This window comes from Nonomuraea marmarensis (assembly GCF_043197025.1).
Taxonomy (GTDB): domain Bacteria; phylum Actinomycetota; class Actinomycetes; order Streptosporangiales; family Streptosporangiaceae; genus Nonomuraea; species Nonomuraea marmarensis.
Genome location: NZ_JBICRM010000025.1, coordinates 116,484 through 142,940 on the forward strand (window position 1 = coordinate 116,484; position 26,457 = coordinate 142,940).

Here is a 26,457-nt window from a genome sequence, read left to right on the forward strand (position 1 = left end):
GCTGTGATCCACAGGTTCAGCGGTCGGCGCACAGGGCGGTGTCGACGGCTGCGCTGACCTTCTCGGCGGCGGCCGGGGTGCCGGAGAGCCGTACAGCTCCCGATCGCGTGTCATGCAAAGGGGTGTCCGCTTCTAGGATCCAAGGTGTGGCCAAGTACTTTGATGTGCATCCGGACAATCCCCAGCCTCGCCTGATCAGCCAGGTCGTCGAGTTACTGCGGGCGGACGGGCTGATCGCGTACCCGACGGACTCGTGCTATGCCCTGGGGTGCCGGCTGGGCAACAAGGAGGGCATCGACCGGATCAGGGAAATCCGCAGCCTCGGCAGTGACCACCACTTCACCCTGATCTGCAGGGACTTCGCCCAGTTTGGCCAATTCGTTCATGTGAGCAATGCGCTGTTCCGCTTGGTCAAGGCGGCGACGCCCGGCGGTTACACATTCATCCTGCCCGCGACCAAGGAGCTGCCTCGGCGGTTGCTGCACCCCCGGAAGAAGACGGTCGGCGTCCGGATCCCTGATCACGTCGTCACACAGGCGCTGCTGGTCGAGCTCGGCGAACCACTGGTGTCGAGCACCCTGCTGCTGCCCGACGAGAGCGAACCCTTGACGCAGGGCTGGGAAATCAAGGAGAGGCTCGACCACGTGGTGGACGCCGTCATCGACTCCGGCGAGTGTGGCGCCACCCCGACGACCGTCGTCGACTTCTCGCAGGATGAGCCCGAGATTCTTCGTCGAGGCACGGGAGACCCGTCCCTCTTCGAGTAGGCGGCCGGCGGGTCCCAAGGCGCCGCGCCATCGTCGTGAGCCGACGGCGGCGATGCCTCGATCGGTGGGAGCCCGCCCAAGGGCCCCCACCTGTTCTGTCAGCGCGACACGCTTACCACTTGCCGCCCGCCTGCTGGCGGGTCGGCGCGTTGAGGCGGTTGAAGGCGTTGGTGATGGCGATGTTGAGTACCAGTGCGGCGAGTTCCTTCTGGTCGAAGTGTTTGGCGGCCATGTCCCATACCTCGTCGGGCACCGGGTTGGGCCGGTCGGCGAGCCGGGTGATGGCCTCGGTCAGGGCCAGCGCGGCGCGTTCCGCATCGCTGAACCAGGGCGTCTCACGCCATGCGACGACGGCGTGGGCCTGTTCGTCGGTGGCGCCGTGGTGGCGGAGCTGCTGGGCGCCCCCGGCCACGCAGGGGCTGCAGCCGTTGATCTGGCTGGCTCGCAGGTGGCTCAGCGCCAGCAGCTTCGCGTCCACTCCGGCGCCCAGGATGGCCTTGTTGACGGCCATCAGCGCCTGCATCGCCTCGGGGATCAGGGTCGCCGGGTTCGGCATGCGTTCGGTCGGCATCGCTTTCTCCTTCGTCGTCGTGTTCTGACGGGAGTCATCTGACCACCGGAGCGTCGGGATCCGCTCCGTCCGTGGGACAGCGTGGGACACCCGGGATGCGGCCTAGCTGCGGAAATGAAACTCTGTTCCGTGGCCGCGGGCTGGGACGGGTACCGTGTGCTGGTGTCGAGCGGACCTGAGCACCTGATCGCCCAGCTCACCCGGATCAAGGAGTCGAGCGGGCTCAGCGTGCGCGCCCTCGCCCGCCAGGCGGGCCTCAGCAGCTCCTCACTGTCCCGGTATCTGACCGGCCAGCTGGTGCCGCCCTGGGAAGCCGTCGTGGCGCTGTGCCGGGTCGTGGCCCGCGATCCCCGTCCGTTGCGGGCGTTGTGGGCTGAGGCGTCCAAGGCTGGAGCGGCACCCAGCCCACGCCGGAACGACCTTCCGGCCGACCTCGCCGACTTCACCGGACGCGAGACGGAGTCGGCGCTGGTCGAGGAGCTGCTGCGTACCGCGGGCGCGGTCGCGATCGACGGCATGGCGGGCGTCGGGAAGACCAGCCTCGCCGTGCACGTGGCGCACCGGCTCGCGCCGTCCTTTCCTGACGGTGGGCTCTATCTCGACCTGCACGGCTTCACTCCGGGCCAGGAACCGTTGGAGCCGTCGGCCGCACTCGGCCGACTACTGGGCGCCCTGGGTGTCGCGCATCCTCCAGCCGATACGGTCGAACGCGCGGCGCTCTGGCGGTCGGAACTGTCCCGGCGTCGGGCGCTCGTCGTGCTCGACAACGCGGTCGACGCGGAGCACGTGCGTCCGCTCCTTCCTGGCGCGGGTAAGTCCGCAGTGCTGGTCACCAGCCGCAATCGGCTGGTGAGCCTGGGCGGGGTGCCGCCCGTGTCCCTGGAGGCGCTCTCCCCTGCGGAGGCGGCGTCGCTGTTCGGCCGGGCGGCCGGGGTAGACCTGACCGAAGAGGAGGCGGTCGCCCAGGTGCTGCGGCAGTGCGGTGGCCTTCCGTTGGCGCTGCGGATGGCGGGCGCGAGGCTACGGCACCGTCCAGGTTGGACAGTGGCGGTGCTGGCCGAGCGGCTGCGCGACAACGCCAGTCGCTTCGACTCCGTGTTCGGCATGTCGCTACAGCAGCTCGACGCGGTCCAGCGCCGCATGTTCCGGTTGCTGGGCGTGCTGCCCGGCGCCGACTTTGACGCACCGGTGGCGGGCGCGCTTGCCGACATGACGCCGGACCGCGTCAATGCGGTACTGGAAGAGCTGGTGGACGCGCATCTGGTCCAGGAGCCCTCCCCTGGACGCTACCGGCTGCACGACCTGATCCGGCGGTACGCGGCAGACATCGCCGCCGATGAGGAGCCGCAGGCGGATGCCGCCGTGCACCGTGTCTTGAGCCACTATCTGGAACAGGCGACCGCCTACGATCGGACGCTGCCCCTGCTGCACCGCAAGGAGACCGTGCCGGGCGATCCGGCGAAGGCCATGGCCTGGTTCGACACCGAGTACGCCAACCTGATCGCCTGCTTCGACACCGCTGTTCGGCTCGGCGCGGACGATGTGGTGGCTGAGCTGCCGCAGGCCATGCGAGTCTGGTTCTTCCGGCATCGCGGAACCGACGACCAGGTACGCCTGCTCGAAGCGGCCGCAGCCGCCGCGGAACGTCTCAGGCGCAACCAGCAGCGTGCCTCACTGCTCGTGGATCTCGGTTTCGCCCGCGCTGCCGCTGGACGTCTCGCCGAGGCGCTCGCCGCCTACGAACTAGCCGAACAGTCCGATTTGAACGATGACGAGCTAGCAAGCGCGCTGGCGCTGCGCACCGGCTTCGTCCGCCGGGATCTCGGCGACTTCGAAGCGGCACAGGCTCAATTCCGGCTGGCGCGCAGGCTGTTCGAGAAGACCGGGCATCGCTCCGGTCAGTCCCAGGCGCTGGCCTTCGACGGATGGGTGACCCTCCACCTCGGACGGCACAGCGAAGCCGCCGAACTCGCCCGCGCATCACTCGCTCTGGCCGATGGGCCTGCCCAGATAACTGGGCTGGTCACGCTCGGTGTCGCACTGGCATCAGACAACCCAGCAGAGTCGCTACAAGCGCTGCATGAGGCGTTGCAGCTCGCCGAGGTTCAGCACAACAAGGCATGGTGTCACAACTATCTCGGTGTCGCGCTGCGCATCATGGGTTCACTCGACGAGGCACTCGAACACCATCGACACGCCTTCGAGCTGCTGGAACCGCTGGCCGAGGCACAGCTGGAGATCGACTTCCTGCCCACGTACGCCGAGACGTGCCGCGCGGCGGGCCGTTTCGACGAGGCGCTGGCGTTGCATGAGCGCACCATCGAACTGGCGCGCAAGCTCGGGCGGCCGCACGACGAGAAGCTCGCGCGTGAGGCGTATCAAGTCACCGTAGGTAGCGTCCCAGCCCGCGACCATGGAACGGATTCTCGTTTCCGCAGCTAGGCCGCGTTCCCGGTGTCCCACGGTGTCCCACGGACGGTGCGAGCTTTGACGCGTCATGGTCGGATAACTCCTGTCAGAACGCACCGACGAACCGGAAACGATCCTTAGCATGAGGATCACCCACACGGAAGGAAGCCCGTCATGAGCGCCGCCAAGCAGCCCGCCAAGACCACCACCGAGACCGACAAGAAGTACGAGGGGTTCACCGATGAGGAACGGGGCGCGATGAAGGAGCGCTCCCAGGAGCTGAAGGCGACCGCCCGCCGCGGCTCGCGCTCAGCCAAGGCGGACGGGGAGAGCGAAGTGCTCGCGAAGCTCGCCGAGATGTCGGAGGCGGACCGCTCCACCGGCGAGCGGCTCCACGCCATCATCAAGGCCAACGCGCCGTCGCTGTCGCCGAAGCTGTGGTACGGAATGCCCGCCTATGCCAGGGACGGCAAGATCGTCTGCTTCTTCCAGCCCGCGCAGAAGTTCAAGACGAGGTACTCGACGTTCGGCTTCAACGACGAGGCGCACCTCGACGACGGCACCATGTGGCCGACCGCCTTCGCTCTGACGACGTTGACCGCCGAGGACGAGACACGGATCGGCGAGCTCGTGAAGAGGGCGGCGGGCTGAGGAGCCGGGTAAGGTTGTCGTTTGGAATGTCGGCCCCTGGAGCGTTGACCTGGGGTTGGGCATGCTCACCGCCGGAGCGGGCTGGTTTCGATGCGCAGGTTGATCACACCCCCGGCGCAGGAGAGCTCGGCGGGGACGACCCCCTCGACCCCGAGGAACTGACGGACCGCCTGCTGCGCCTTTCCACGGCGTTGACCCGCAGCCGCCCCACGCTCGCACCCACTCCCGGAGGCCGCCCCCGATGAACCTGAACAGCCACCTCGTCCAGCGCATGCTGCGCTTGCCCGCACCCCTCACCAGGGACGTGGTCGTTCGCGACCTGCGCGTCCCGATGCGCGACGAGGCCGTCCTGCCTCGGCGCGGGCCGACAACTCATCGCGCACCCGGTGTCGGTAGCGCAGCGGTGACTCCCCTACCTCCCGTTTGAACGCGGTGCTGAACGCGCTCTCCGACGCGTAGCCCAGTTCGACCGCCAGCGACCCGACGCGTGCATCGCCGTCACGGAGAGCGCGCTGCGCCAGCAGCATCCGCCAGCGGTTGAGATAGGTCAGCGGCGGTACGCCCGCCATGGTCCGGAAGCGTTCGGCGAACGACGTCCGCGACATCGCCGCGGCCCGCGCCAATTCCTCCAACCGCCAAGGCTTTCCGGGTTCGGCATGCATGAGGTTGAGCGCCGGACGCAACCGTTCGTCGGTCAGCACCCGTAGCCAACCCGGGGGTAGCTCGGCCTGGTCGACGTAGGCGCGCAGCACCTCGAGCAGCAGGAGCTGGCCGTACTGCCGAATCGCGAACGCCGAGCCGATCCGGTTACCGGTCACCTCATCGACCAGCCGGTCGAGACTGCGGCGCAGGTTGGTCGCCGCGGCGGCCGATGCCCGGACGTGCCCCACCGGCGGAAGCGCCCGCACTGCGCGCTGCTCACGGCGCCCGAGTCGTCAACGTGACGTCTGGTGGCCACCGGCTCTCCGACATCCGCTGGGACGACCCGCACTTCACCGTCGGCTACGACGGCATGCTCGCCTACGGCCAGTCGAAGACCGCCAACGTCCTGTTCGCCGTCGAGCTGGATCGGCGATGGGCCGGAGACGGAATCCGCGGCTACGCCGTGCACCCAGGCATCGTCGTCGGCACCGACCTGGGGCCCTCGCGGTCCGAGGACGGACTCGCGGTGACCGAGGACGAACTGCGGGCCATGGGACTGATCGACGACTCCGGCCGGCCGATCATCGACCCCGATCGCGAGAAGAAGACACCGCAGCAGGGCGCCAGCACCAGCGTGTTCGCCGCGACGAGCTCGCTGCTTGCCGACATCGGCGGTGTCTACCTGAAGGACAACGACATCTCACCGCTGGACACCCCGAAGCCCATCAACTTCGGTGCCGAGCAGGACATCCCGTCCGACGTCGTACCGCATGCCGTCGACCCGGAGTCGGCACAGCGACTCTGGGAGCTGAGCGAGCGGCTGCTCAATGCGTAACGCCCACGAGAGGGTCCGGCGAGAGACCGCGTGGCCTGGTACGGCGGGGCGCGCCAGGCCACGCGGAGGGATCAGAGCGTGGCCAGGTGGACGTGGCCGTCGGTGCCGGCCACCACCGCCGCGATCTTGCCGTCGGGCGTGGGCGCGACGCCGAGGGCGCCCGTAAAGGTGTCGCTCGCCCAGCTCGCCGGCTGGTACCAGCCGCCCCACTGCCCGCCGGAGAAGTCCCGGCGCCACAGCTTGTAGTCGGCGGCGCGGGCGAAGACGGACATGCCCGTGCCGGTGGCGGTCAGCGTGGGGCTGCCGCTGATCGTGCCGTCACCCAGCTGCCACCCGCTCCACTGCCCGCCCGTCAGGGTCTGGAAGTAGAGGTGGTCGTCGTTGCCGCGTACGGCCACGTCGATCCGGTGGCCGGGCCCGGCCACCGCGCTCGGCCGGCCGTACACCACGCCGTTGGTCGGCGAGCCGAGGTCGCTCCAGCCGGAGCTCTGGGTGCGGTACTTCACCCGGCCTTCGGTGCCGGTGACGAACAGCGTCCAGGAGTCCGGGCTCGTCCAGGCGATGCCCGGGGCGTCGGCGGCGGAGCCGCCCCGGCACAGCCAGGGGCCCCACTTCCTGCCGGTGTAGGTGCGCTGCCAGATGGCGTTGTCGGTGCCCCGGACGAAGATGTCGAGCCGCTTGTCCGATGTCACGACCGCCGCCGGCTGACCGAGGATCGTCCCGCGGACCGGGCCGCCGAGCTTCGTCCACTGCTGCGGCCAGGCGCCGTCCGACGACCGCTGCTGGTAGAGGGCGCCGTCACCGCCCCGCACGAACGCGATCTGCGTCGCGCCCTGCCGTACGATCGCGGGGCTGGCCGACGCGTCGCCGCCGAGGTTGTCGCCGAGGACCGACTCGGCGCCGGTGAGCTTGAGCAGCACGACGCCGTGCTTGGGCACGGTGGCCGTGTAGGAGGTCTGGAAGCTCCCGGCGTCCTGGCGCTCCCATAGCCGCCGCACCCGGACGGTGCCCGCGAGGCCCGTGTCGGCGAAGTTCACCGTGATCGGCGCGTCCGAATCCGTCTGGTTGAACAGCGCGACGGCCCGGGTGCCCCGCACCGACAGGCGCTTGCTCCACACCTCCAGCCCGCTGCCGGCCACCCGCACGCCCTGGATGGCCAGCGGGTCACGGTCGACCGCGATGACCTCGGGGTTCTTGAACAGGTCGGTGGTGGCCGCGTCGAATGCGGTCACGTCGGTGCCGATGATGAGCGGCGCGGACATGATCGCCCACATGCCGAACTGCGTCCGCGCCTCCTCGAAGGTCAGGCCGTGGGTGGGCAGCAGGTAGTCGGGGTCGTTGTAGTGGCCGGGGCCGTTCGCCTCGGGGTGGTAGGAGTTGACTCCGAGCGCGCGCTTGAAGTACGTCCACTCGTTGCCGTCGCTGTTGTAGAAGGCGCTGTCGGTGCCTGTGCGCCAGGAGTCGGCGATCGTCGCGCCGAAGCTGTAGGAGTGGATCGCCGTCCGCTCCAGCGGGTAGTCCCCCCAGTCCGTGGTGACCGGGTTGCAGATGTTGAGGATCATCCGCCCCGCGACGGCCTGGCTGACCGCCCGGTAGGTCGTGACCGGGTCGAGGTCGGCGGTCACCCCGCACAGGAAGTCGACCTTGAGGGCGTCGAAGCCCCAGGCGACGAACTGGTCGGCGTCCTGCTTGTAGTGGCCGCCGCTGGAGACGCCGCAACTGGTCGGGATGTCCGGCCCGGCGTCGGTGTAGATGCCCGCCTTGAGGCCGAGCGAGTGGAGGTAGTCGGTGAGCTGGCGGAGCCCGTTGGTCGCGGCGTCGGCCGGCTCGGCGGGGTCGAAGCGCCACCGTTCCGGGTCGTACCGCAGGTTGCCCTGGGCGTCGCGCCCCATCGAGTGCGAGACCGGGTCTCCGCCGCTCTCCGTCGCCGCCAGGTTCCAGCCGCCGTCGAGCCAGACGATGTCGTAGCCGGCGGCGGTCAGTCCACTGTCCACCAGGTGGCGGGCCACCCGCTTGATGGACTGGGCGCCGAGATACTTGTCCGGATCGGTGCTGTAGGGGAGGAACCCGGCGTAGTAGGTGTTCCACCCCATGTACGGCACGGGCGCGTGCCCGCTGTCGTAGTACGCCGGGGCGCCTTGGTCGGGGGCTTCGGCCGCCGATGCGGTGGCGGTGCTGACGGTAAGCGTCAGCACGGTCACGCTGAGTGCCGAGAGAAGGGCGCGTAATCTTCGTGCCATCGTGGATGCACCTCCTGGGGGAAGGTCAGCCGAGTGTGAAAGCGTTCGCCGGGCGGCCGGGAGCGACGCCGTCCACCGCGTAGACGGCGCCCGCGCCCGGTGTGACCCGGTCGAGGCCGTAGGCGGCGGTGGTGACGAGTAGGCGGCCGCCGGCGAGGCAGACGCTCGCCGGCTGAGGGGTAGGGAGCGGGACGACGCGGTCGAGCCGGCCATCGGGCGCGTAGCGGTGAACGGCGGAGCCGCCCCACACCGCGACCCAGAGATGGTCCTCCTCGTCCACCGTCATCCCGTCCGGGCTGCCGTCCGGGATCGTGGCGAACACGGACGGCTCGCCGAGCTCGCCGGTGCGAGGGTCGACGGCGTGCCGGTCGATCCTCCCCTCGGCGCTGTCGGCGAGGTACATGGTCGTGCCGTCGGCTGTGAAGGCCGGGCCGTTGGAATGGTCGGGCACCAGACCTTCATGTCTCACCTCGTTCAACCGGATCAGGACGATCACAGCGCTTCCAGGAAGCTCTTGACCCGCTCCCTGAGCCCGTCGAGGTCCCCGCCTCGGGCGGCGTCGCCGACGAGGGGCGAGCCGACGCCGACCGCGACGGCCCCGGCGTCCAGGTACTCGACCGCCTCCGCGACCCCGACGCCGCCAACCGGCACGAAGGGGACGTGGGGGAACGGGTCGCGAAGCGCGCGCAGGTGGCGCACACCCCCGAGCGACGCGGGGAACAGCTTGACGGCGGCGGCCCCCGCGTCCAGCGCGGCCACCACCTCGGTCGGGGTGAGCGCCCCGGCGAGGACGGGAAGGCCCAGCTCGCGCCCCGCCCGTACGGCCTCGCTCACCGCGGGCGTGACGAGGTAGGAGGCCCCCGCGTCGGCCGAGCGGCGCGCGTCGTCGGCGGTGACCACGGTCCCGGCGCCGAGATCGGCCGCGCCGCCCAGCGCCGCCCGCGCCTCGCGGATCACCCGCGGCGCGTCCGGGGTCACCAGGGAGACCTCGATCAGCCGGACGCCCTCCTCCGCCAGCGTGATCACGGTGCGGAGGGCGGCGTCGGGGTCGGAGCCCCGCACGATGGCGAGCAGGCGCCACTCGGCCAGCGTCTCGAGGAAGCGCGCAGCGTCCAGGGCATTGGAGGTTGTCATCAGGTCGTCCGTTCCGCGGCCAGCACCAGCCGCCAGGTCAGCTCGCCGCAGGGCGGGACGAGGGCCGCGTCGCCCGGTCCCGCGTCGGCGAGGTCGAACACGGCCCCGAGCATGGGCTCGACCCCCACGCTCCGGTACGGCGCGCCCGCGGGGAAGACCCGCACCGGGACGCCGTCCTGGGCGACGATCCGGGCGTCCACCCCGAGGTCGAGCAGGGCGTGGGCCGCCCACACGAACGCCGAGCCGGGAGCGACCGCCGCCCGGGACGGGTCGGAGTGGGACCACAGCCACTCACGGCCGCCACCCGACAGGGAGACCCATCTCCCCCCGTGAAGCAGGTCCAAGCCGGCCCGCAGCGGCACTCCGGTCGTGGTCACCATTCGGCGAGCCCGCCGTCGTCGTGCCGCCAGATCGGGTTGCGCCAGGCGTGCCCCACCTGGTCGGCCCGCCGTACCGCGGCCTCGTCGATCTCCACCCCCAGCCCGGGGGCGTCGCGGCGCGCGGCGTGGCCGTCGACGAAGCGGAACACCTCTGGGTCGATCACGTAGTCCAGCAGGTCGGCCCCCTCGTTGTAGTGGATGCCGATCGAGTGCTCCTGGATGAGGAAGTTCGGGGTCGCGAAGGCGACCTGGAGACTGGCCGCGAGGGCGATCGGGCCGAGGGGGCAGTGCGGGGCGAGCTCGGCGTCCCACACCTCGGCGAGCGCGGCGATCCTGCGGGTCTCGGAGATGCCGCCCGCGTGGGAGAGGTCGGGCTGCACCACGGCCACCCCGGCCTCGAGCGCGGGCCGGAAGTCCCACCGCGAGTAGAGGCGCTCCCCGAGGGCGACCGGGACACTGCTGGCGGTCACCACGTCGCGCAGCATGTGCGGCCGGTCCGGCAGGATCGGCTCCTCGGCGAACATCGGCTGGTACGGCGCGAGCAGCGGCAGGATCCGCCGGGCGTCGGCCGCCGAGGCGCGGCCGTGGAAGTCGACGGCGACGTCGCGAGTCGGGCCGAGGACCTCCCTGGCCAGGGCGAGCCTGTCCACGACCGCCGTGACGTCGGCCACGGTGGCCAGCGGAGCCATCCGGCCCACCGCGTTCATCTTCACCGCGGTGAACCCGGCCTCGATCCGCTCGGTGATGCTGTCAGCCAGCTCGGCGGGGTCGTCGCCGCCCACCCAGGCGTACACGCGGACCCGGTCGCGGACCGGCCCGCCGAGCAGCGCGTGGACGGGCGCGCCGTAGGTCTTGCCCGCGATATCCCACAGCGCCTGGTCCAGGCCCGCCAGGGCGCTGGAGAGCACCGGGCCGCCCCGATAGAAGCCGCCGTTGGCCATCACCTGCCAGTGGTCCTCGATGCGCAGCGGATCCTGCCCGACCAGGTACTCCGCCAGGATGTGCACGGCCGCGCGCACCGCCTCGGCCCGGCCCTCCACGACGGGCTCACCCCAGCCGACCACGCCCTCGTCCGTCTCCACGCGGCAGAACAGCCACCGCGGCGGCACGAGGAACGTCTCGACCCCGACGATCTTCACTCACGACCCCGATTCTTGATCTGCTGCTCGTCCTTCGCCGCCTGCTCCAGCAGGTTCAGCATCGCGCGCTCGGCCCCGTCGGTGTCGGACGCGCGCACGGCGTCGAGCACCGCCTGATGGGGCGGCAGGAAGTCGTCCTGGTGGCCCTCGGCGTGGACGAGCAGGTCACGGGCGCGCAGCCCGGTCTCGATGATGTACTCCATCCGGATCAGCAGCTCGTTGTGCGACGCCTCCAGGAGCTGCCGGTGGAAGGCGAGGTCGGCCTCGATGATCTCCTTGGCGCCGGAGGTCTCTTCGACGGCGGCGAGCGTGGCCGCGAGGCGTTCCACGTCCTCCTCCGTACGGCGGGTCGCGGCGAGCCTGGCCCCGGCGGGCTCCACGATGATGCGCACCTCGTAGAGGTCGTCGAGCAGCCTGGTCCCGGTGGGATCCTCGAACTGCCAGCGCAGCAGGTCCGGGTCGAGCAGGCTCCACTCGGAGCGCGGCCGGACGAAGGTGCCGCGCCTGGGCCGCGCGTCGACCAGCCCCTTGGCGGCGAGAACCTTCAGCGCCTCCCGCACCACGGTCTTGCTCACGTCATAGGTGATCTCCAGCGCGTCCACGTCGAGGGTCGATCCTTGGGCTTCCTGGCCATGGACGATCCGCCGGCCGATCGCCTCGACGACCTGCCCATGTACGCCACGACCCGGGTAGACGCTCAATTTCGCCGTCCTCGTAAGGGGGAATCTGTGATCACGCCGAATCATCCTTCATCGCACTCCAGCCGCCGTCCGGCGCGAGCGTACCTGGTAGAGGTGGTGGCGGCGGGCAATGCCCACCGCTTCGTGTCGGTCATTTGGACGATCCGATCAGCAGGCCGGAGATGAAGTAACGCTGGAACCGCAGGAAGACGACGACCGTGGGGATCGCCGCGATCACGGTCGCCGCCGCGATGACGTTCCACGAGGAGACGAACTGGCCCTGCATGCCGAGGATGGCCGGGGTCACCGGCAGCTTGGTCTCGTCACGCAGCAGGGTGATCGACCACAGCAGGTCGTTGAACGTCCAGGTGAAGGCGAGCGAGCTGAGGGCCGCCATCGCGGGCTTGGTCAGCGGCAGGACGATGCGCAGGTAGACGCCGAACGTCGTGGCGCCGTCGATCTTCGCCGCGTGGGTCACCTCTTCCGGGATCCCCCGCATGAAGCCGTGCAACACGAACGTGTAGAAGCCGAGCCCCACCCCGATCTGCACCACGATCATGCCCAGCAGGGTGTCGAACAGCCCGAACTGCTCGCTCAGCTTGACCACGGGGATGAGCAGCAGCTGGGCCGGCAGCAGGTTGCCCGCCAGCATCAGCAGCAGCAACGTCCTGCGGAAGGGGATGCGGTGCCGCGCCAGGGCGTACGCCGCCATCGACGCGAGTATCAGCGTCACGATGACGACGGGCACGGTGATGATCAGACTGTTCAGGATCGAGCGCCACTCGCCGGACGCCAGCGCCTGCCGGTACGGATCGACGGTCAGCCCCTTGGGCACGCTGGCGAGCCCGTCGGCGGCCAGGTCGTCGAAGGTGCGCAGCGACGTGACCACGACCAGCGCGAGCGGGACCAGCCACAGCGCGGCCAGGACGGTCATGCCGCTGTGGAACAGCCAGGTCCGCACCCGGGAGTTCACGGCTGTCATGCGGTCTCCTCCTCGCGAAGGCTCCGGACGAGATAGACGACGATCGTGCCGACGGCCAGGATGAAGATCATCACCGCGAGCGCGGAGCCGTACCCAAGCTGCGAGCCGAGCACGCCGGTGGAGAACTGGTAGGTGCTCAGCAGCTCCGAGGAGTGGTACGGCCCGCCCTTGGTCAGCGCCCAGACGATGTCGAAGGACCGCAGTGCGTCGATGACGGTGACCGCGAGGACGACCGTGCTGACCGGGCGGAGTTGCGGCAGCGTGACGTGGCGGAACCGCTGGAACGCGGTGGCGCCGTCCGTCTTGGCCGCCTCGTGCAGCAGCGGATCGACCGTCTTCAGCCCCGCCAGGAACAGCACCATGATGTAGCCCATCTGCCGCCAGAGCGCCGGCACGATCAGGGCGTACAGCGCGGTCTCCGGCTCGGCGAGCCACGATCTCGCCAGGTCGCCGAGCCCGACGGCGGAGAGCAGGCCGTTCACCACACCCTCCGGCTGGAAGATCATCCGCCATACCAGCGCGGTGACCACCATCGAGAACACCACCGGCAGGAAGAAGATCGCCCGGTAGATCCCGACTCCCCTGCGCGGCTTGTCGAGCAGGAGCGCCAGCCCGAGCCCGCCCAGCACCGACAGCCCGCCGAACAGCACCAGCCACACGACGGTGTTGCGCAGGGCCAGCCAGAACGTCTCGTCCGACCACATCCTGGCGTAGTTGTCCAGGCCGATGAACTGGGGCGGCGAGATGCCGTCCCACCGGGTCAGCGAGATGTAGACGCTGTTGAGCGCAGGCCAGAACGTCCAGAACATCTCCAGGGCGAAGGGGATGAGCACGAACGCGAGGAGGATGAGCGCGTCGCGTGACCCCCGCCGCCGGAAGGACGTGGGAACGGCTGCCATCGTCAGTTACCGCGCGCCTTGACCGAGTCGCTCTGCCACAGCTTGAGGATGTCGGCGGCCTCGCCCGGCTTGTCGATGAACTTCACCAGCGCCGTCGTGAGCACGTTGAGCTGGTCGTCGTTGGTGTCGCGGTTGAAGAACTGCGTCACGTCGGCCGCCGATGCGATCAGCGCCCGGCCCTTCTCCAGCAGGGGCGTGCTCAGCGGCGACTTGGCGTTGCTGTTAGCCGGAAGGACCGCGTTCTCGGAGATCTTCAGGTAGAGCTCCTGGGCCGCGGGGGTCGCCACGTACCCCAGGAACGCCTTCGCCCCCTCGGGGTTCGCGCTGTGGGCGCTGGCGATGAAGCCGTCGAGCGGCGCCTCCTCGGCGACCGGCACGGCGTTGTCGATGATGGGGAACTGGAAGAAGCTGATGTCCTCCTTCACGTCCGCGGGCATCGCGTCGGCGAGGAACGGGCCGCACAGGAACATCGCGTCCTTGCCCTGCTGCCACTTGGCGGAGCCCTCCTGGAAGGCCAGGCCCTTGCCCGCGGGGTCGAGGTATGGCAGGACCTCCCGCCACGTGTCCAGGACCTTCGCCACCTTCGGGTCGGTGTAGGACTCCTGGCCGGCGAGCAGCGCCCGGTGGAACGTGGCCCCGTTGATGCGCAGGTTGAGGTAGTCGAACCAGGACGCGGTCAGCCAGGCCGAGTCGGCCAGCGGCAGCGCGATCGGGCTGACGCCCTTGCCCTGCAGGGTCTTGCACAGCGCGACGAACTCGTCCCAGGTCTTCGGCTCGGAGACGCCCCACTTCTCGAACATGGACGTCCGGTAGAAGACGCCCCACCAGTAGTAGTTCGTCGGGACGAAGATCTTCTTGCCTGTCGCGTCGGTGGACAGCTTCGCGAACTGCTCGCTGTAGCCGTCGGCGGGAAAGACCGAGGTGGCGTCGAGCAACAGGCCCTGCTTGGCGAAGTTGCTCGCGATCTCACCGGCGAACCAGGTGAGCACGTCGGGCGGGGTCGACAGCGTGAGGTCGGCGCGGATCTGCTGCTGGAACGCCGCCGCCTCCATCGTGTTCAGCGTCGTCTTGTACTGCGGGTGCTGCTTGACGAACTCGTCCAGCAGGGCCTGCATCGCCTTGCGGCTCTTGTCGCTCGTCTCGCGCGACTTCAGCGCGAGAGCCGTGGAGCCGGAACCTCCCCCGGCTGGCTTCGCCGGAGTGCTCGTCGCGCAGGCGCTCAGGGTGGTCGCGATGCCGAGGGCGCCGACACCGGCGAAAAAGCCGCGTCGGCTCACGTTGGGGTGACTCAAGGGGGACCTCCGTAGGGGGCCGGTGGGGGGAGCGGCCCGGCCAGAACATCCCAAACCATGGCATCCCGGCTCGACGCTGGTCAATAACTATTCATAAAAAATGAAAATTGAGGCCCGCTGCGAACAGACGGGACCCGTTGGTGCCGACACCTGTGTCACATCATGCGACCTGGGAATACTCATGGATCAGTCCGCCGAGGCGACCGCGGGTACACGCCGGCGGAGCAGGAGCGGTGGGAGCGTGTACGGCTGCAGGCGGCCGAGTGGTTCGAGGCCGGGGAGTCGACCAAGACGGTCGCCGCGCGGTTACGGGTGCACGAGCGGTCGGTGACCCGGTGGCGTAAGGCTTGGCGTGAGGGCGGCGGCACTGCTGGCGAAGGAGCCCACTCCCCTTCACGGGCCTATGACCCCGAAGATGACCGCATGCCCGCGATCGCCTGACCCTGTGTCAGCGCCAAAGCCCTTAAGGCCCGCCCCGAGCAGGCCGGCGCCGTCGAGGCGGAGCCGGCGGCCGGTCAGCTCTTGAGCTGCGGTGAAGCAGTTGCCGGCGGGTAGATGGTAGATATGCGGATCGAGGACTACGCCCTCATCGGGGACACGCGGTCGGCGGCCCTCGTCGGTCGCGACGGATCGATCGACTGGCTCTGTCTCCCCCGGTTCGACTCCCCCTCATGTTTCGCCAAGCTCCTTGGCGACGAGTCCAACGGGTTCTGGCGGCTGGCCCCGGCCGGGCATGAGATGGCCGTGCGGCGCGCGTACGTCAACGACACGCTGATCCTTGAGACCGTATGGGAGACCTCCACGGGGACCGTCAAGGTCATCGACTTCATGCCTCCCCGACACGCCAACCCCGACCTGGTCCGGATCGTGGAGGGCGTGTCCGGGACGGTGGACATGACCGTAGAGATCAGTATCCGGTTTGACTACGGCAGGATCGTGCCTTGGATCCGCCTCATCGACGGCCACCTCCACGCCATCGGCGGGCCCGACTCGGTCTGGATCCACGCTTCCCTCCACCTGGAGGGCAACGAATACCGGCACACCGGCACCTTCGCGATCGCCGCAGGGGAACGCCAGGCGTTCGTGTTCGCGTGGCAGCCCTCGCACCAGCCGGAACCCGACGGGATCGAGCCCAGCGAGCAGCTCACCGAGACCAGGCTGTTCTGGGAGGAATGGGTCTCCCACTGCCAGGCCACGGGCCCCTGGCGCGACGCCGTGGTCCGCTCTCTCATCACGCTCAAGGCACTTACCTACAGCCCGACCGGCGGCATCGTGGCGGCTCCCACCACCTCGCTGCCCGAGCATATCGGCGGGGTGCGTAACTGGGACTACAGATATTGCTGGCTGCGCGACGCCGCGATGACCCTCGATGCCCTGTCCAACGCCGGATACCTCACGGAGGCGGGCGCCTGGCTGGACTGGCTGCTCCGCGCCGTCGCGGGCCGCCCGGAGGATCTCCAGGTCATGTACGGCGTGGCAGGCGAGAGGCGCCTCCCAGAGCAGACGATCGACTGGCTTGCCGGCTACGAAGGCTCCCGGCCGGTGCGGATCGGCAACGACGCAGTCAGCCAACTCCAGCTCGACGTCTACGGCCAGGTGTTCGGCTGCCTCTTCCAGGCCCGCAAGCATGGGATGCCGCCGCCCGACGACTACGCCTGGTCCACCGTCTGCAAGCTGATGGACTTCATCGAGCGCAGCTGGGACCAGCCCGACGAGGGCCTGTGGGAGGTCCGCGGCAGACGGCGGCACTTCGTCCATTCCAAGGTCATGGTGTGGGTGGCGGCCGACCGGCTGGTACGGGCTGTCGAAGAGCTCGACCGCACCGGTCCCGTCGAGCGCTGGCGGGCCATGCGCGACCGGATCCACGCCGAGGTCTGCGACAAGGGCTTCGACCCCGAGCGCGGCACGTTCACCCAGTCGTACGGCTCGCGCGAGCTCGACGCGGCGCTGCTCCTCATTCCGATCGTCGGCTTCCTGCCACCGGAGGACCCGCGGGTCATGGGCACGATCGACGCGGTCCAACGCGAGCTGATGAAGGACGGCCTCCTGCTGCGCTATCCGGCCTCCGAGCGCAACGACATCGACGGGCTGCCCGGAACCGAAGGCGTCTTCCTCGCCAGCAGCTTCTGGCTGGCCGAGGCGCTCGCCCTCGTCGGACGCAAGGAGGAGGCCATAGAGCTGTTCGAGCGGCTGCTGGCCCTCACCAACGACGTGGGCCTGCTCGCCGAGGAGTACGACCCCGTCCAGGCGCGCCAGCTGGGCAACTTCCCGCAGGCGTTCACTCACATCCACCTGATCCATACGGCCCAGGCGCTCAGCTAGTCCTCATGCCGGCGATACTGCTCAGCTCAACGGCATGACACCAGTGCCGAGTGGTGTAGGTAGGCGAGGACGTCGCGGACGCGGCTGCTGGACATTCTGCCCGCCGACCGTGGCGGCGTGACAGTGGGTTACGGACTGGGCGCGGTGTTGGGGTTCTCGTAGGCGCCGACGATTTGGCCGCGGTCGTTGATGCCGATGGGCTCGGTGTAGGTGGCGCCGGGGACGTCGATGTTAGTGAAGCGTCCCTTGCCCCAGAGGAAGCCGTGAGGGGTGTCGCCGGCGTCGGTGTAGACGCCCACCACCTGCCGGCGGTCGTTGATGCCGGCCGCCTCGGTCTGCACTGCGCCGGGGACATCGATCCTGGTGACCTTGCCGCGGTCGAGCAGGAACCCGTGCGCCTTCCCGTTGGGGTCGCTGAGGAACGGAACGGTCCGGCTGTAGGCGCCCGCGATCACGCCACGATCGTTGATCTTGACGACCTCGGTTGCCGTGGCGCCGGGGAGGTCGATCTTGGTGATCCTGCCCTGCCTGTCCCGCAGGAAACCGGACTCGTTGCTGGATCCGAGGTACTCACCCGTGATCTGGCCGCGGTTGTTCACGCCTGCGGGCAAGAGGTTCACGCCGGTCTCTGGCGGATCGAACGCGGTGTAGCGACCCCGGTCCAGCAGGAACCCGGGCATCGGGGAGCGCGGACCGGCTCCAGAGCGGACGCCGGGAATGAGGCTGGGGGTGCTGCCGGCGCCGAGCCGGGTCGGCCCCGCAACCGAAGCCCCCATCGGAGTCGTCGCCGAAGCTCCGACTGTCCCCATCGTGAGCGCCGTGAACACGACCGCGCCGGTGACGGCCGCGCGGATGCGACGGCGAACCTTGCGGCGCGCTGTTGCGGCCATGCCAGTTTCCATCCTGTGCGGGTCTGTTTCCTGGTATTCGCACCATCGGCGCCCGCGGATCAGTCCCGCAACAAACGGCCTGGTCAAGCGCCCGGTGTCGGCACCCGCAACGGTGAGCCGCATGGACTAGAAACCGCCGCGCTCTGACAGTCGTTTTGACCCTTTGAGCACCGGTATTGACCTTATTGATCCGTTCGCTTCGGCGATAGATCATCGAGGGCAGTAGCGCTTCCTCACATCAGGAAGGATCTTCATGATTCGCCGCGCATCGCTAGCCGTCCTGCTCACCCTCGGCACCCTCACCGTCATCAGCTCGCCCGCGCACGCCCGCGCCTGCAGGATCGACTACCACTGCGAAACGTACTACTACAGCGACCCCGACCACACCACGCTGGTGGGGATCAAGTACGAGAACTGCGTCGGGGATGAGACGTGGGTGGGCACGCGCGGGTCGTATCCGGAGTTCTACGAGACCCCCTGCTGAGCGTCTGCGCCTGATCACCCTCGGCACCGAGTTGCGACGGGCGCCGGCCACGCCGGTCCCAGCGTCCGAAACTGATCGGAGTGATCGTGGCGCTGGTCGTGGCCGCGCTCGCGCTGCGATCCGAGGTCATCGACGCGCCGCGGGACGCCGAGTTGGCGCCGCTGATGCGAGCGCGCGGGATCGCGGTGCCCGAGGAACTGGTGGCGGAGCGCCCTTTCGACGACCTGGCGGGGTAAGAAAGGTTATTTACTACTACCGCTCTCGTTCGTATGGTGGTCTCAACCCCCAGGAGGCGGCAATGAAGATCCGCAGCACCCTGACTGTGTTGGTCATCCTCTTAGCCAGCTCCGTATCCGTCCCGCAGAGTGCCACGGCCGCGTCGGTCGTGGCCTTCGACGCTGTGGTCCCCGCACCCGCGAGCGCGAGCCCGTCGGCGGGCGTGACGTACCAGATCACCTCCTCCACCGCCGTCTACAGCGACGCGCCAGAGGTCGGCGACCAGCTCGCCCGGCAACTGCGGCGCTCGACCGGCTATCCGATCCCGATCGTGACCACGCCCCCGGCCGGCGGGATCACGTTGCGGCTCGGCAGCGTGAGCGGCGGCGACGAGGCGTACCAGCTCGACGTGACGGCCTCGGCGATCACCGTGCTGGCCAACCGCCCGGCCGGGCTGTTCAACGGGGTGCAGACGTTGCGCCAGCTGCTCCCGTACGCGGCCGACAGCGCCACCGTGCAGCCGGGGCCGTGGCCGGTGCCCGGCGGGCGGATCGTGGACCAGCCGCGCTACCCGTACCGGGGCGCGATGCTCGACGTGGCCCGGCACTTCTTCTCCGTCGCGGCCGTCGAGCGGTACATCGACCAGATCGCCCTCTACAAGCTCAACTACCTGCACCTGCACCTCTCGGACGACCAGGGCTGGCGGATCGTGATCGACTCCTGGCCGCGGCTGGCCACGTACGGCGGCAGCACGGCCGTCGGCGGCGACCCGGGCGGCTACTACACCAAGGCCCAGTACCAGGAGATCGTCTCCTACGCCACCTCCCGCAATATCACGATAATTCCGGAAATCGACATGCCGGGGCACACCAACGCCGCCCTCGCCTCCTACGCCGAGCTGAACTGCGACGGCGTCGCCCCGCCCCTCTACACCGGCACGGAAGTCGGCTTCAGCTCACTGTGCACGTCCAAGGAGATCACCTACACGTTCGTCGACCAGGTACTCGGCGAGCTCGCCGCGATCACCCCTGGCCCCTACCTGCACCTCGGCGGCGACGAGGCCAGCTCGACGCAGCCCGCCGACTACAAGACGTTCATGAACAGGGCGCAGGACATCGCCGCCGCCCACGGCAAGACGGTCATCGGCTGGCACGACGTCGTCAACGCCACCCCGCTGCCCACCACCATCGCCCAATACTGGGGCACCACCCAGCGCAACACTGCGGTCGCCACGGCGGGCAGGAAGGTCATCATGTCCCCGGCCAGCCGCGCCTACCTGGACATGAAGTACAACCGGCGCACCCCGCTCGGCCAGACCTGGGCCGGGACGATCGAGGTCAGGGACGCCTACGGCTGGGACCCCGGCGCCTACCTCACCGGCCTGCCGCCATCCCAGGTGATGGGCGTGGAGGGGCCGCTGTGGACCGAGACGATCAGGACCTCGGCCGACATCGAGTACATGGCGTTCCCGCGCCTCCCGGCGCTCGCCGAGCTGGCCTGGTCGCCGTACAGCACGCATGACTGGACCGCTTTCAAGCAGCGCCTGGGCGCGCAGGGGCCGCGCTGGCGCGTCATGGGGGTCAATTACTACCACTCCACGCAGATCGCCTGGCCTGCCGGTTCTTAGGAGCGCCGCATGTTCCGACGTGTCCTCGCCCTGCTTCTGCTGATCTTCGCGACCGGTGTCGTGAGTACGGGCAGCGCCGGCGCCGCCGTCGGCTCGACCGAGCTGACGGCGGGCTGGGCGCTGCGCTCGGCCACCGGCCTCGCGGACACCGGCGCCACCATCTCCCAGGTCGGGTACGGCACCGCGGGCTGGCAGCCGGTCACGTTGCCCTCGACCGTGCTGGCCGGGCTGGTGGCGGGTGGCGTCTACCAGAACGTCTACTTCGGCCAGAACCTCAAGAACGTGCCGGACCTGACCGGTCAGGACTGGTGGTTCCGCGGCGAGTTCACCGCCGCGGCGTCCGCACCCGGACAGGTCTACTGGCTACGCTTCAAGGGGCTCAGCTACCGGGCGCAGATCTGGCTGAACGGCGTCCAACTCGACGCGAACGCGGTCGGCACGTTCGCCAACCACGAGTACAACGTCACCAGCGTGATCAACCCGGGCGCGGCCAACGCGCTGGCGATCAAGGTGACGCCGCCCGCGCACGACTGCAAGGACCTGTCCACCTGCACGGTCGACTGGAACCCCGAGGTTCCCGACATGAACGCGGGTCTGTGGAACAGCACGTTCCTGGACACCACCGGTCCCGTCGCGCTGCGGGACCCGTACGTGAAGACGACCCTGAGCGGGACCGCCGCGGACCTGACCGTGTACGTGGACGCGATCAACGCCACGAACGCCCCGGTCACCACCACCGTCAGCGGCACGATCACCAAGACCGGCCAGACCACGCTCAGCTTCTCCCAGAACGTCACGCTGAACGCCGGCGAGCGGAAGGAAGTCGCGTTCGCACCCATCCACGTGACGAACCCGGTGTTGTGGTGGCCCTACCAGTTCGGCAGCCCCGAGCTCTACCGGCTCACCGTCAGCGCGGGCACCTCCGACACCAAGGCGATCGACTTCGGCATCCGCCAGTTCACCGACTACCGCACCACGGTCAACGGCACGTCGTTCGCCGGCTACAAGGTCAACGGCCAGCCCATCCTGCTGCGCGGCGGCGGTTACGTGTGGGACATGATGCAGCGCTGGGACGCCAAGACCAACGCCGCGCACATCGCCTACGTCAAGGGCATGGGCCTGAACACGATCAGGCTGGAGGGCACGCTGGGCAACGAGGAGCTGTACGACCTGGCCGACAGGAACGGCATCATGATCATGCCGGGCTTCGTCTGCTGCAGCGCCTGGGAGAACGACAGCAGCTGGACCGCCGAGCAGGAGCAGGTGGCCCAGAAGTCGCTCGAGAGCCAGATGCGCGCCCTGCGGCAGCACGCCGCGACGTTCATGTGGAACTACGGCAGCGACCAGCCGCCCACCGCCGCGCACCTGGCCGCGTACAAGAACGTCGCCACCGCGCTGCACTGGCAGAACCCCACCCTCGACAACGTCGCCACCTGGGCGAACCCGGATGCGGGCATGAAGATGGACGGCCCTTACGTCTGGGAGCCCCCCGTGCTGTGGTGGGACCAGTCGCGCGCGGGCAGCGCGTTCGGCACGACCGGCGAGGAGGGCACCGAGTCGCCGCCGCCGCTGGAGAGCCTCGAACGGTTCCTGGCCCCCGCCGACCAGTGGCCGATCGGCGCGACCTTCAACTACCACGCGGGCAAGCCGCGCAGCGTCTTCGACAACATCACCCCGTTCACCGACGGGCTCAACAAGAGGTACGGCATCGCCACCTCGGCGGCCGACTACTCGCGCAAGTCGGAGCTGCAGAACTACGAGAACACGCGCTCGTTCTTCGAGGCGTGGAGCGCCAAGCAGCACGTGCAGTCGTTCGGGTCGATCTTCTGGATGCTGAACAACGCCTGGCCGTCGGTGCACTGGAACCTCTACGACTACTACTTCAAGCCCGGCGGCGGGTATTTCGGGGCCAGGAAGGCCACCGAGCCCGTGCACATCTCCTACGACTACTTCACCAGGAACGTGCACGTGGTGAACTCCACCCTGACGGCCCGCTCCGGGCTCACCGCCACCGCCGCCGTGTATAACCTTCCTGATCTCACGCAGAAATACAGCACCTCGGTCCCGGTCACGGCCCCGGCCAATGCCGGAACCCAGGTGCTGACAATTCCGGCGCTGACCGGTTTGTCGGGCACGTACCTGATCAGGCTCCAGCTCAAGGACGCGGCGGGCGCCAAGGTCAGCGACAACGTGTACTGGTACTCGACCTCGCCCGACACACTGAGCAACAAGAGCAACTGGTACAGGTCCACGCCGAAGAACTACGCCAACCTCACTGGGCTGAACGGCCTGGCCACGGCGAACGTCACCGCCACGGCCACGCGCACGGTGTCGGGGACACAGGAGACCGTCACGATCACCCTTGCCAACCCCGCGGGCCTGGCCTTCTTCGTCCGGCCGGAGATCACGGCGGGCAACGGCGGGCGCGAGGTCGTGCCGGTGAGCTACACCGACAACTACGTCACGTTCTGGCCGGGGGAGTCCACCACGATCACCGCCGTGTACCAGACCGCCGACCTCGGCGGCCAGCAGCCGTACCTGCGGGTGCGCGGCTACAACGTCCCGACCTTCTCGATCCCGGTGAGCTGACCGGCCCACGGCGGCGGGATCTTGTGGACGACGCCACCGATCCTCTATAAGGAGTAGTACTACTGCTTGTAGAGTTGATGTGGGAGGCCGCCGGTGCGGGTGCTTGTGGTGGGGGCGGGGATCAGCGGGCTCGCGGCGGCGCGGGGATTGATCGCCGCAGGGCACGAGGTGGTGGTGCTGGAGCAGGCGGCGGGGCCGCGCCTCGGGGGTGGGGCCATCACCCTGTGGTGCAACGGTACGGCGATCCTCGGGGACCTGGGCGTTGACCTGGAAGGGACGGGGCAGCGGCTGACGACGTTGTGCCTGCGGACCGCCAGTGGCCGCCAGGTGCTGGAGTTCGACCTGGAAGCGCTGGCGGAACGGTTCGGGTCGGCGGCGCGGGTGATCCCGCGCGGGTCGCTGATCACCCTCCTGAAGAGCGGACTGCCGGAGGGGACCGTACAGTTCGGCGCGCGGGTCGCGGAACTGCAGGCCGACGGTGACGGTGTACGGGTGCGGACGCAGACAGGTCAGGAGCACAGTGGCGACTTCCTGGTCGGAGCCGACGGTGTGCACTCGCAGGTGCGTGCCCTCGTCCTTGGCGGTGGTCAGGCGGCCCTGACCGGTGCGGCGATCTGGCAGGGCCTGACGCCGGCCCCGTTCGATCCCGGGTCGACTACGACGATGATGGTCGGCCGGCGGGGCGACTTCGGGTTCATGGGTGCGGGTGACGGGCTCATGCAGTGGTTCTTCGACGTGCCGTGGTCGCCGGACGCGCCACCGGAGGACAAGCCACTGGAGATGCTGCGCCGACGGTTCGCGGGGTGGGGCTCGCCGATCGAGCAGGTTCTGGCGTCGCTGGGGGACGGCGACGCCGAATTGTTCCCGCACACCCGGCACAAGGTGCCGTGCCGCTGGGGCGACGGGCGGTGCGTGCTGCTCGGGGACGCGGCGCACGGGATGCCGCCCGTCATGGCGCAGGGCACGAACCAGGCGCTCGAGGACGTGGCAACGCTGGTGGATTGCCTGGGCGCCGTACCCGATCCGACTGCGGTCGTAGGCGTGTACTCGGCCAAGCGGAGGCGGCAGGCGGCCCTGGCCTCCACGGTCGCGTCGCACAGCCTCGCGGTGTCCGGCCCGAGGACGTTGATGCAAAGCGAGTCCCTCATGCGCATGAACGGCGCCACACCGCCGCGTCTTGCCACTCGGGGGTTCGGACGTCTGCTGCGCACCCTCAGCAACCGGATCTGAACCTGCGGCCTTGGTATCTCCAACGTGCCCCGACGGCCCTATGACCGGGCAGCGCTGCGGCGTACGCGTGGCGCAGCTGCGGCGAGCGCTACGACGAGGTGTGGGGCGGCCGCCAGACCGCCCTCGATTACTACCCGATCATGCCGACCGCGGAGACGTGGGCCGACGGCGACCGCGACGTGATGTCCGCCGTCTACCGCCCCACGGGCCGCCTCACGGCGTCGGCGCTGCCCGGCCGACCTTCCGGTTCCTGCCTAGCCCCGTGCCGTCGAGCCGCGGGCGGACGGTGTGTGCCCACCAAAGGAGCACGGCCGAGCAGGCGCAGGCGGCGATGAACCACAGCGGGGAGATGGGTAGCCGGGACGCGAAGGGGTCTCCGCTATACGACTGTATGATCCGGTAGATGGCCGGGCCGGACGAGTCGAGGAAGACGACCAGGCCGGCCGTTCCCGCGGCGGCGGTCAGGAGCAGCGCACCCATGGCCGCCAGAAAGGTGAGCCGGGTGCCCCGGCACAGCGCGAACAGCACCACGACGGCCAGGCCGCCGATCCCGGCGAAGGACTCGAAGACCCACCACAGCGTCGCCGCGACGTCCCCCACCCGCTTGGCCAGCCACGTGGCCGGCACGTGCGCGGTGATCCACCGCGAGTGGCCGCGAAACAGGTTGACCACGGCAGGGACCAGCAGCACGGCGCACGCGGCGAACCCGGCCCGTGCGGAAAGCCGTGACCCCACGGCGAACGCGGGCGGCACGGCGAGCAGCGGCGGGGACGGAGCCGGCCGGGCGTGCGGGTCGGCGAGGTCGTGGGCGGATCGGGCCAGCCAGACCATCAGCAGGATGTCGGGGACATATGCGACTTCCTCGGCGACGTCATCGAACCCGCCGGCGAGCCTGAGCAGGAGGCTCACCGGCAGGAGCAGGACCGGCAGCAGCAGGTAGCCGATGCCGTACCAGACGGTTGCCCGCTGGAAGCGGCCGTCCCGCCGCTGGGACACGAAGACCATGATCACCCAGAACAGTCTCGCCAGGCCGCCGAACCCCGCGATCGCGGCGGACCACTCCCCGTCTCGCCAGTCGAGCGTGTCGAACACCTCTCCGGCCGCCACGCTGAGATGGCCCAGCACGCCCGCGGCCCGGGCGAGGTCCGCCAGGCGGACGGTGCGTTGCAGCACCGGATGGAACAGCGCCGCGACAGCGGCCAGCACCAGCGAGTCGATGACCACCGCCCACCAGGGCCAGACCGGCAGGACCGCGTAGAGCAGCCACCACCCCACCGCCGCGTACAGCGCCACCCGTAGCCATCGCACGCCGCGGTCAATCTCGGGCCGCGCTCCCGCCACCGGGCCGCGTAGGCTCTGCCAGAGCGCCCAGGCCGAGAACGCGCCCGTCAGCACCAGCACGAGCACGTTCTGCCACGTGGCCGAGACATCGTCGTCCGCCTCGTAGAACAGCGTCAGCCGCCACAGGAACCCGATGTCGCCGCCGCTCAGCGCGAGCACGGCGGTGACGGCGACTGCGATCGCGTATGCGCCCGCGATGAGCAGGGTGGGAATGCCTAATCGGTAGCGACGCATGTGACTCTTCCAGGGATCGAGCGAAAAGGGCGCCTCACCTTAGCGATCTGTGACGACGAAGTCGATCTTCGCTGTGGGTCAGGCCGGCCGGCCTCCGGGCCGAGCGGTGCCCAGGCCGCCTCCACCAGGTCTCAGAAACGATCCTCGTCCCCCGCCGGGAGCCGCTGGTCCGCCATGTTCGCCGCCTTTCCCGAGCCGGTCTTTCCGGCTGTGACGATCAGCAAAGCAGGCCGCACCGACAACATCTGGCGCGTGACCTGAACGACGCCTGCGCGCGCCACACTGGGAGGATGCCGTTACGTCCGTTGCTCGCGTTGCTGGCGCTGTTCGTGCTGTCCGGCTGCGGGTCCGGCTCGGCGCTGAGCCAGGCCGTGATCGACCAGGCCACCCGGCAGGGCGTGGCGCCCGACCTGATGTACGTGGTGGACCTGCCCGGATACGAGCTGGCCGAGCAGTCGGTGGGCGCGGTCAACGAGGAGGGGTTCGGCGCCTTCTACACCGCGCCCGACGGCAGGCAGGTGGAGATGCGGGTCGATCGGGGGCCGTACGCGTGTGCCGGCACGTGCGAGCGGGACGGCGACGGCTGGTACACCGAGTACGAGGGCCGGCAGGAGTACGTCGCGGTGCGCGCCGGCCATTACGTGCGGCTGGTCTGTCCGGCCGGGCAGGTGGACCGGGCCGTGCTGAAGCAGGCGGCGGAGGGCGCCCGGCCGGCCGTCGGCGACGGGACGCCTGCTCCTCCGCCGAGCCCGGTCGAGCGCGGCGACCTGCCCGAGAACGGCGACGGCGCCCCGATCCAGCCCACCGGGCCCGGCGGCTGAGGCCACGGACACCGCCGGGATCCCGGCAGGTCACGCGCGACTCACACCAGAAACTTCCGCGCCGCCAGGTCAGGGATGCCCT

Annotated in this window: 26 protein-coding genes; 12 read left to right on the top strand and 14 right to left on the bottom strand. The window is 69.5% G+C overall.

What is annotated here, in order from left to right; translation table 11 throughout:
• Positions 1-146 precede the first annotated feature (146 nt).
• The gene (locus tag ACFLIM_RS33380) at positions 147-767 is read left to right on the top strand and encodes an L-threonylcarbamoyladenylate synthase (RefSeq protein WP_393172334.1); all 621 of its coding nucleotides are present in this window, start codon (positions 147-149) and stop codon (positions 765-767) included.
• 112 nt (positions 768-879) lie between these two features.
• Here ACFLIM_RS33380 and ACFLIM_RS33385 read toward each other — a convergent pair whose 3' ends face one another.
• Entirely contained in the window at positions 880-1,338 is a 459-nt protein-coding gene (locus ACFLIM_RS33385; protein ID WP_393172336.1) for a carboxymuconolactone decarboxylase family protein, read from the bottom strand.
• Positions 1,339-1,467: 129 nt separating this feature from the next.
• Between ACFLIM_RS33385 and ACFLIM_RS33390 the strand changes: the two genes are divergently transcribed.
• Both ACFLIM_RS33390 and ACFLIM_RS33395 read left to right on the top strand, forming a co-directional pair.
• A complete protein-coding gene (locus tag ACFLIM_RS33390) occupies positions 1,468-3,780 on the top strand; it encodes an ATP-binding protein (protein WP_393172338.1) in 2,313 nt (770 codons plus the stop codon).
• A gap of 141 nt (positions 3,781-3,921) precedes the next feature.
• Positions 3,922-4,398, top strand: coding sequence for an iron chaperone (locus tag ACFLIM_RS33395; RefSeq protein WP_393172340.1), 477 nt, complete (start codon positions 3,922-3,924; stop codon positions 4,396-4,398).
• A gap of 293 nt (positions 4,399-4,691) precedes the next feature.
• Here ACFLIM_RS33395 and ACFLIM_RS33400 read toward each other — a convergent pair whose 3' ends face one another.
• Positions 4,692-5,306 carry an AraC family transcriptional regulator gene (locus tag ACFLIM_RS33400; protein WP_393172342.1) on the bottom strand — a complete coding sequence of 205 codons (615 nt, stop codon included), beginning with the start codon at positions 5,304-5,306 and terminating at the stop codon, positions 4,692-4,694.
• 32 nt (positions 5,307-5,338) lie between these two features.
• Between ACFLIM_RS33400 and ACFLIM_RS33405 the strand changes: the two genes are divergently transcribed.
• Complete coding sequence (locus ACFLIM_RS33405) at positions 5,339-5,875, top strand: hypothetical protein (protein WP_393172343.1); 537 nt, start codon at positions 5,339-5,341, stop codon at positions 5,873-5,875.
• 71 nt (positions 5,876-5,946) lie between these two features.
• Here ACFLIM_RS33405 and ACFLIM_RS33410 read toward each other — a convergent pair whose 3' ends face one another.
• The 9 genes from ACFLIM_RS33410 to ACFLIM_RS33450 all read right to left on the bottom strand — a co-directional run bounded on the left by ACFLIM_RS33410 (position 5,947) and on the right by ACFLIM_RS33450 (position 14,621).
• Complete coding sequence (locus ACFLIM_RS33410) at positions 5,947-8,115, bottom strand: hypothetical protein (protein WP_393172345.1); 2,169 nt, start codon at positions 8,113-8,115, stop codon at positions 5,947-5,949.
• 25 nt (positions 8,116-8,140) lie between these two features.
• Positions 8,141-8,566, bottom strand: coding sequence for an SMP-30/gluconolactonase/LRE family protein (locus ACFLIM_RS33415; protein WP_393172346.1), 426 nt, complete (start codon positions 8,564-8,566; stop codon positions 8,141-8,143).
• A 41-nt stretch (positions 8,567-8,607) separates the two neighbouring features.
• The gene (locus ACFLIM_RS33420; protein ID WP_393172348.1) at positions 8,608-9,249 is read right to left on the bottom strand and encodes a bifunctional 4-hydroxy-2-oxoglutarate aldolase/2-dehydro-3-deoxy-phosphogluconate aldolase; all 642 of its coding nucleotides are present in this window, start codon (positions 9,247-9,249) and stop codon (positions 8,608-8,610) included.
• Positions 9,249-9,629 carry a hypothetical protein gene (locus ACFLIM_RS33425; RefSeq protein WP_393172350.1) on the bottom strand — a complete coding sequence of 127 codons (381 nt, stop codon included), beginning with the start codon at positions 9,627-9,629 and terminating at the stop codon, positions 9,249-9,251. Before ACFLIM_RS33425 ends, ACFLIM_RS33420 begins: the two co-directional genes overlap by 1 nt.
• The gene (gene dgoD, locus ACFLIM_RS33430; RefSeq protein ID WP_393172352.1) at positions 9,623-10,768 is read right to left on the bottom strand and encodes a galactonate dehydratase; all 1,146 of its coding nucleotides are present in this window, start codon (positions 10,766-10,768) and stop codon (positions 9,623-9,625) included. Before dgoD ends, ACFLIM_RS33425 begins: the two co-directional genes overlap by 7 nt.
• Positions 10,765-11,469 (bottom strand): FadR/GntR family transcriptional regulator, encoded by a 705-nt coding sequence (locus ACFLIM_RS33435; RefSeq protein WP_393172354.1) that lies wholly within the window; start codon positions 11,467-11,469, stop codon positions 10,765-10,767. Before ACFLIM_RS33435 ends, dgoD begins: the two co-directional genes overlap by 4 nt.
• 130 nt (positions 11,470-11,599) lie before the next feature.
• The gene (locus ACFLIM_RS33440) at positions 11,600-12,430 is read right to left on the bottom strand and encodes a carbohydrate ABC transporter permease (protein ID WP_393172356.1); all 831 of its coding nucleotides are present in this window, start codon (positions 12,428-12,430) and stop codon (positions 11,600-11,602) included.
• Positions 12,427-13,329, bottom strand: a complete 903-nt coding sequence (locus ACFLIM_RS33445) for a carbohydrate ABC transporter permease (RefSeq protein ID WP_393172358.1) — start codon at positions 13,327-13,329, stop codon at positions 12,427-12,429. The genes ACFLIM_RS33440 and ACFLIM_RS33445 overlap by 4 nt, the downstream gene beginning before the upstream one ends.
• Before the next feature lie 2 nt (positions 13,330-13,331).
• A complete protein-coding gene (locus ACFLIM_RS33450; RefSeq protein WP_393172359.1) occupies positions 13,332-14,621 on the bottom strand; it encodes an ABC transporter substrate-binding protein in 1,290 nt (429 codons plus the stop codon).
• Between the two features lie 162 nt (positions 14,622-14,783).
• On the opposite strand from ACFLIM_RS33450, the gene ACFLIM_RS33455 reads away from it, so the two are divergent.
• Both ACFLIM_RS33455 and ACFLIM_RS33460 read left to right on the top strand, forming a co-directional pair.
• Positions 14,784-15,062 (top strand): helix-turn-helix domain-containing protein, encoded by a 279-nt coding sequence (locus tag ACFLIM_RS33455; RefSeq protein WP_393172360.1) that lies wholly within the window; start codon positions 14,784-14,786, stop codon positions 15,060-15,062.
• Between the two features lie 123 nt (positions 15,063-15,185).
• Positions 15,186-16,943, top strand: a complete 1,758-nt coding sequence (locus ACFLIM_RS33460) for a glycoside hydrolase family 15 protein (RefSeq protein WP_393172361.1) — start codon at positions 15,186-15,188, stop codon at positions 16,941-16,943.
• A gap of 128 nt (positions 16,944-17,071) precedes the next feature.
• On the opposite strand, the gene ACFLIM_RS33465 is transcribed toward ACFLIM_RS33460, so the two are convergent.
• Positions 17,072-17,833, bottom strand: a complete 762-nt coding sequence (locus ACFLIM_RS33465) for a hypothetical protein (protein ID WP_393172362.1) — start codon at positions 17,831-17,833, stop codon at positions 17,072-17,074.
• Between the two features lie 253 nt (positions 17,834-18,086).
• Here ACFLIM_RS33465 and ACFLIM_RS33470 point away from each other — a divergent pair, with 253 nt between their 5' ends.
• The 5 genes from ACFLIM_RS33470 to ACFLIM_RS33490 all read left to right on the top strand — a co-directional run bounded on the left by ACFLIM_RS33470 (position 18,087) and on the right by ACFLIM_RS33490 (position 23,979).
• Positions 18,087-18,317, top strand: coding sequence for a DUF6289 family protein (locus ACFLIM_RS33470; protein WP_393172363.1), 231 nt, complete (start codon positions 18,087-18,089; stop codon positions 18,315-18,317).
• 80 nt (positions 18,318-18,397) lie between these two features.
• Positions 18,398-18,553 carry a hypothetical protein gene (locus ACFLIM_RS33475; protein WP_393172364.1) on the top strand — a complete coding sequence of 52 codons (156 nt, stop codon included), beginning with the start codon at positions 18,398-18,400 and terminating at the stop codon, positions 18,551-18,553.
• Positions 18,554-18,615: 62 nt separating this feature from the next.
• Positions 18,616-20,160, top strand: a complete 1,545-nt coding sequence (locus ACFLIM_RS33480) for a family 20 glycosylhydrolase (RefSeq protein ID WP_393172365.1) — start codon at positions 18,616-18,618, stop codon at positions 20,158-20,160.
• Between the two features lie 9 nt (positions 20,161-20,169).
• Positions 20,170-22,749 (top strand): glycoside hydrolase family 2 protein, encoded by a 2,580-nt coding sequence (locus ACFLIM_RS33485; RefSeq protein WP_393172366.1) that lies wholly within the window; start codon positions 20,170-20,172, stop codon positions 22,747-22,749.
• A 93-nt stretch (positions 22,750-22,842) separates the two neighbouring features.
• Complete coding sequence (locus tag ACFLIM_RS33490) at positions 22,843-23,979, top strand: FAD-dependent oxidoreductase (protein ID WP_393172367.1); 1,137 nt, start codon at positions 22,843-22,845, stop codon at positions 23,977-23,979.
• Between the two features lie 213 nt (positions 23,980-24,192).
• On the opposite strand, the gene ACFLIM_RS33495 is transcribed toward ACFLIM_RS33490, so the two are convergent.
• Both ACFLIM_RS33495 and ACFLIM_RS33500 read right to left on the bottom strand, forming a co-directional pair.
• The gene (locus ACFLIM_RS33495; protein WP_393172368.1) at positions 24,193-25,554 is read right to left on the bottom strand and encodes a hypothetical protein; all 1,362 of its coding nucleotides are present in this window, start codon (positions 25,552-25,554) and stop codon (positions 24,193-24,195) included.
• 131 nt (positions 25,555-25,685) lie between these two features.
• Complete coding sequence (locus ACFLIM_RS33500) at positions 25,686-25,835, bottom strand: hypothetical protein (RefSeq protein ID WP_393172369.1); 150 nt, start codon at positions 25,833-25,835, stop codon at positions 25,686-25,688.
• Between the two features lie 9 nt (positions 25,836-25,844).
• On the opposite strand from ACFLIM_RS33500, the gene ACFLIM_RS33505 reads away from it, so the two are divergent.
• Positions 25,845-26,375 (top strand): hypothetical protein, encoded by a 531-nt coding sequence (locus tag ACFLIM_RS33505; protein ID WP_393172370.1) that lies wholly within the window; start codon positions 25,845-25,847, stop codon positions 26,373-26,375.
• Positions 26,376-26,457: the final 82 nt, after the last annotated feature.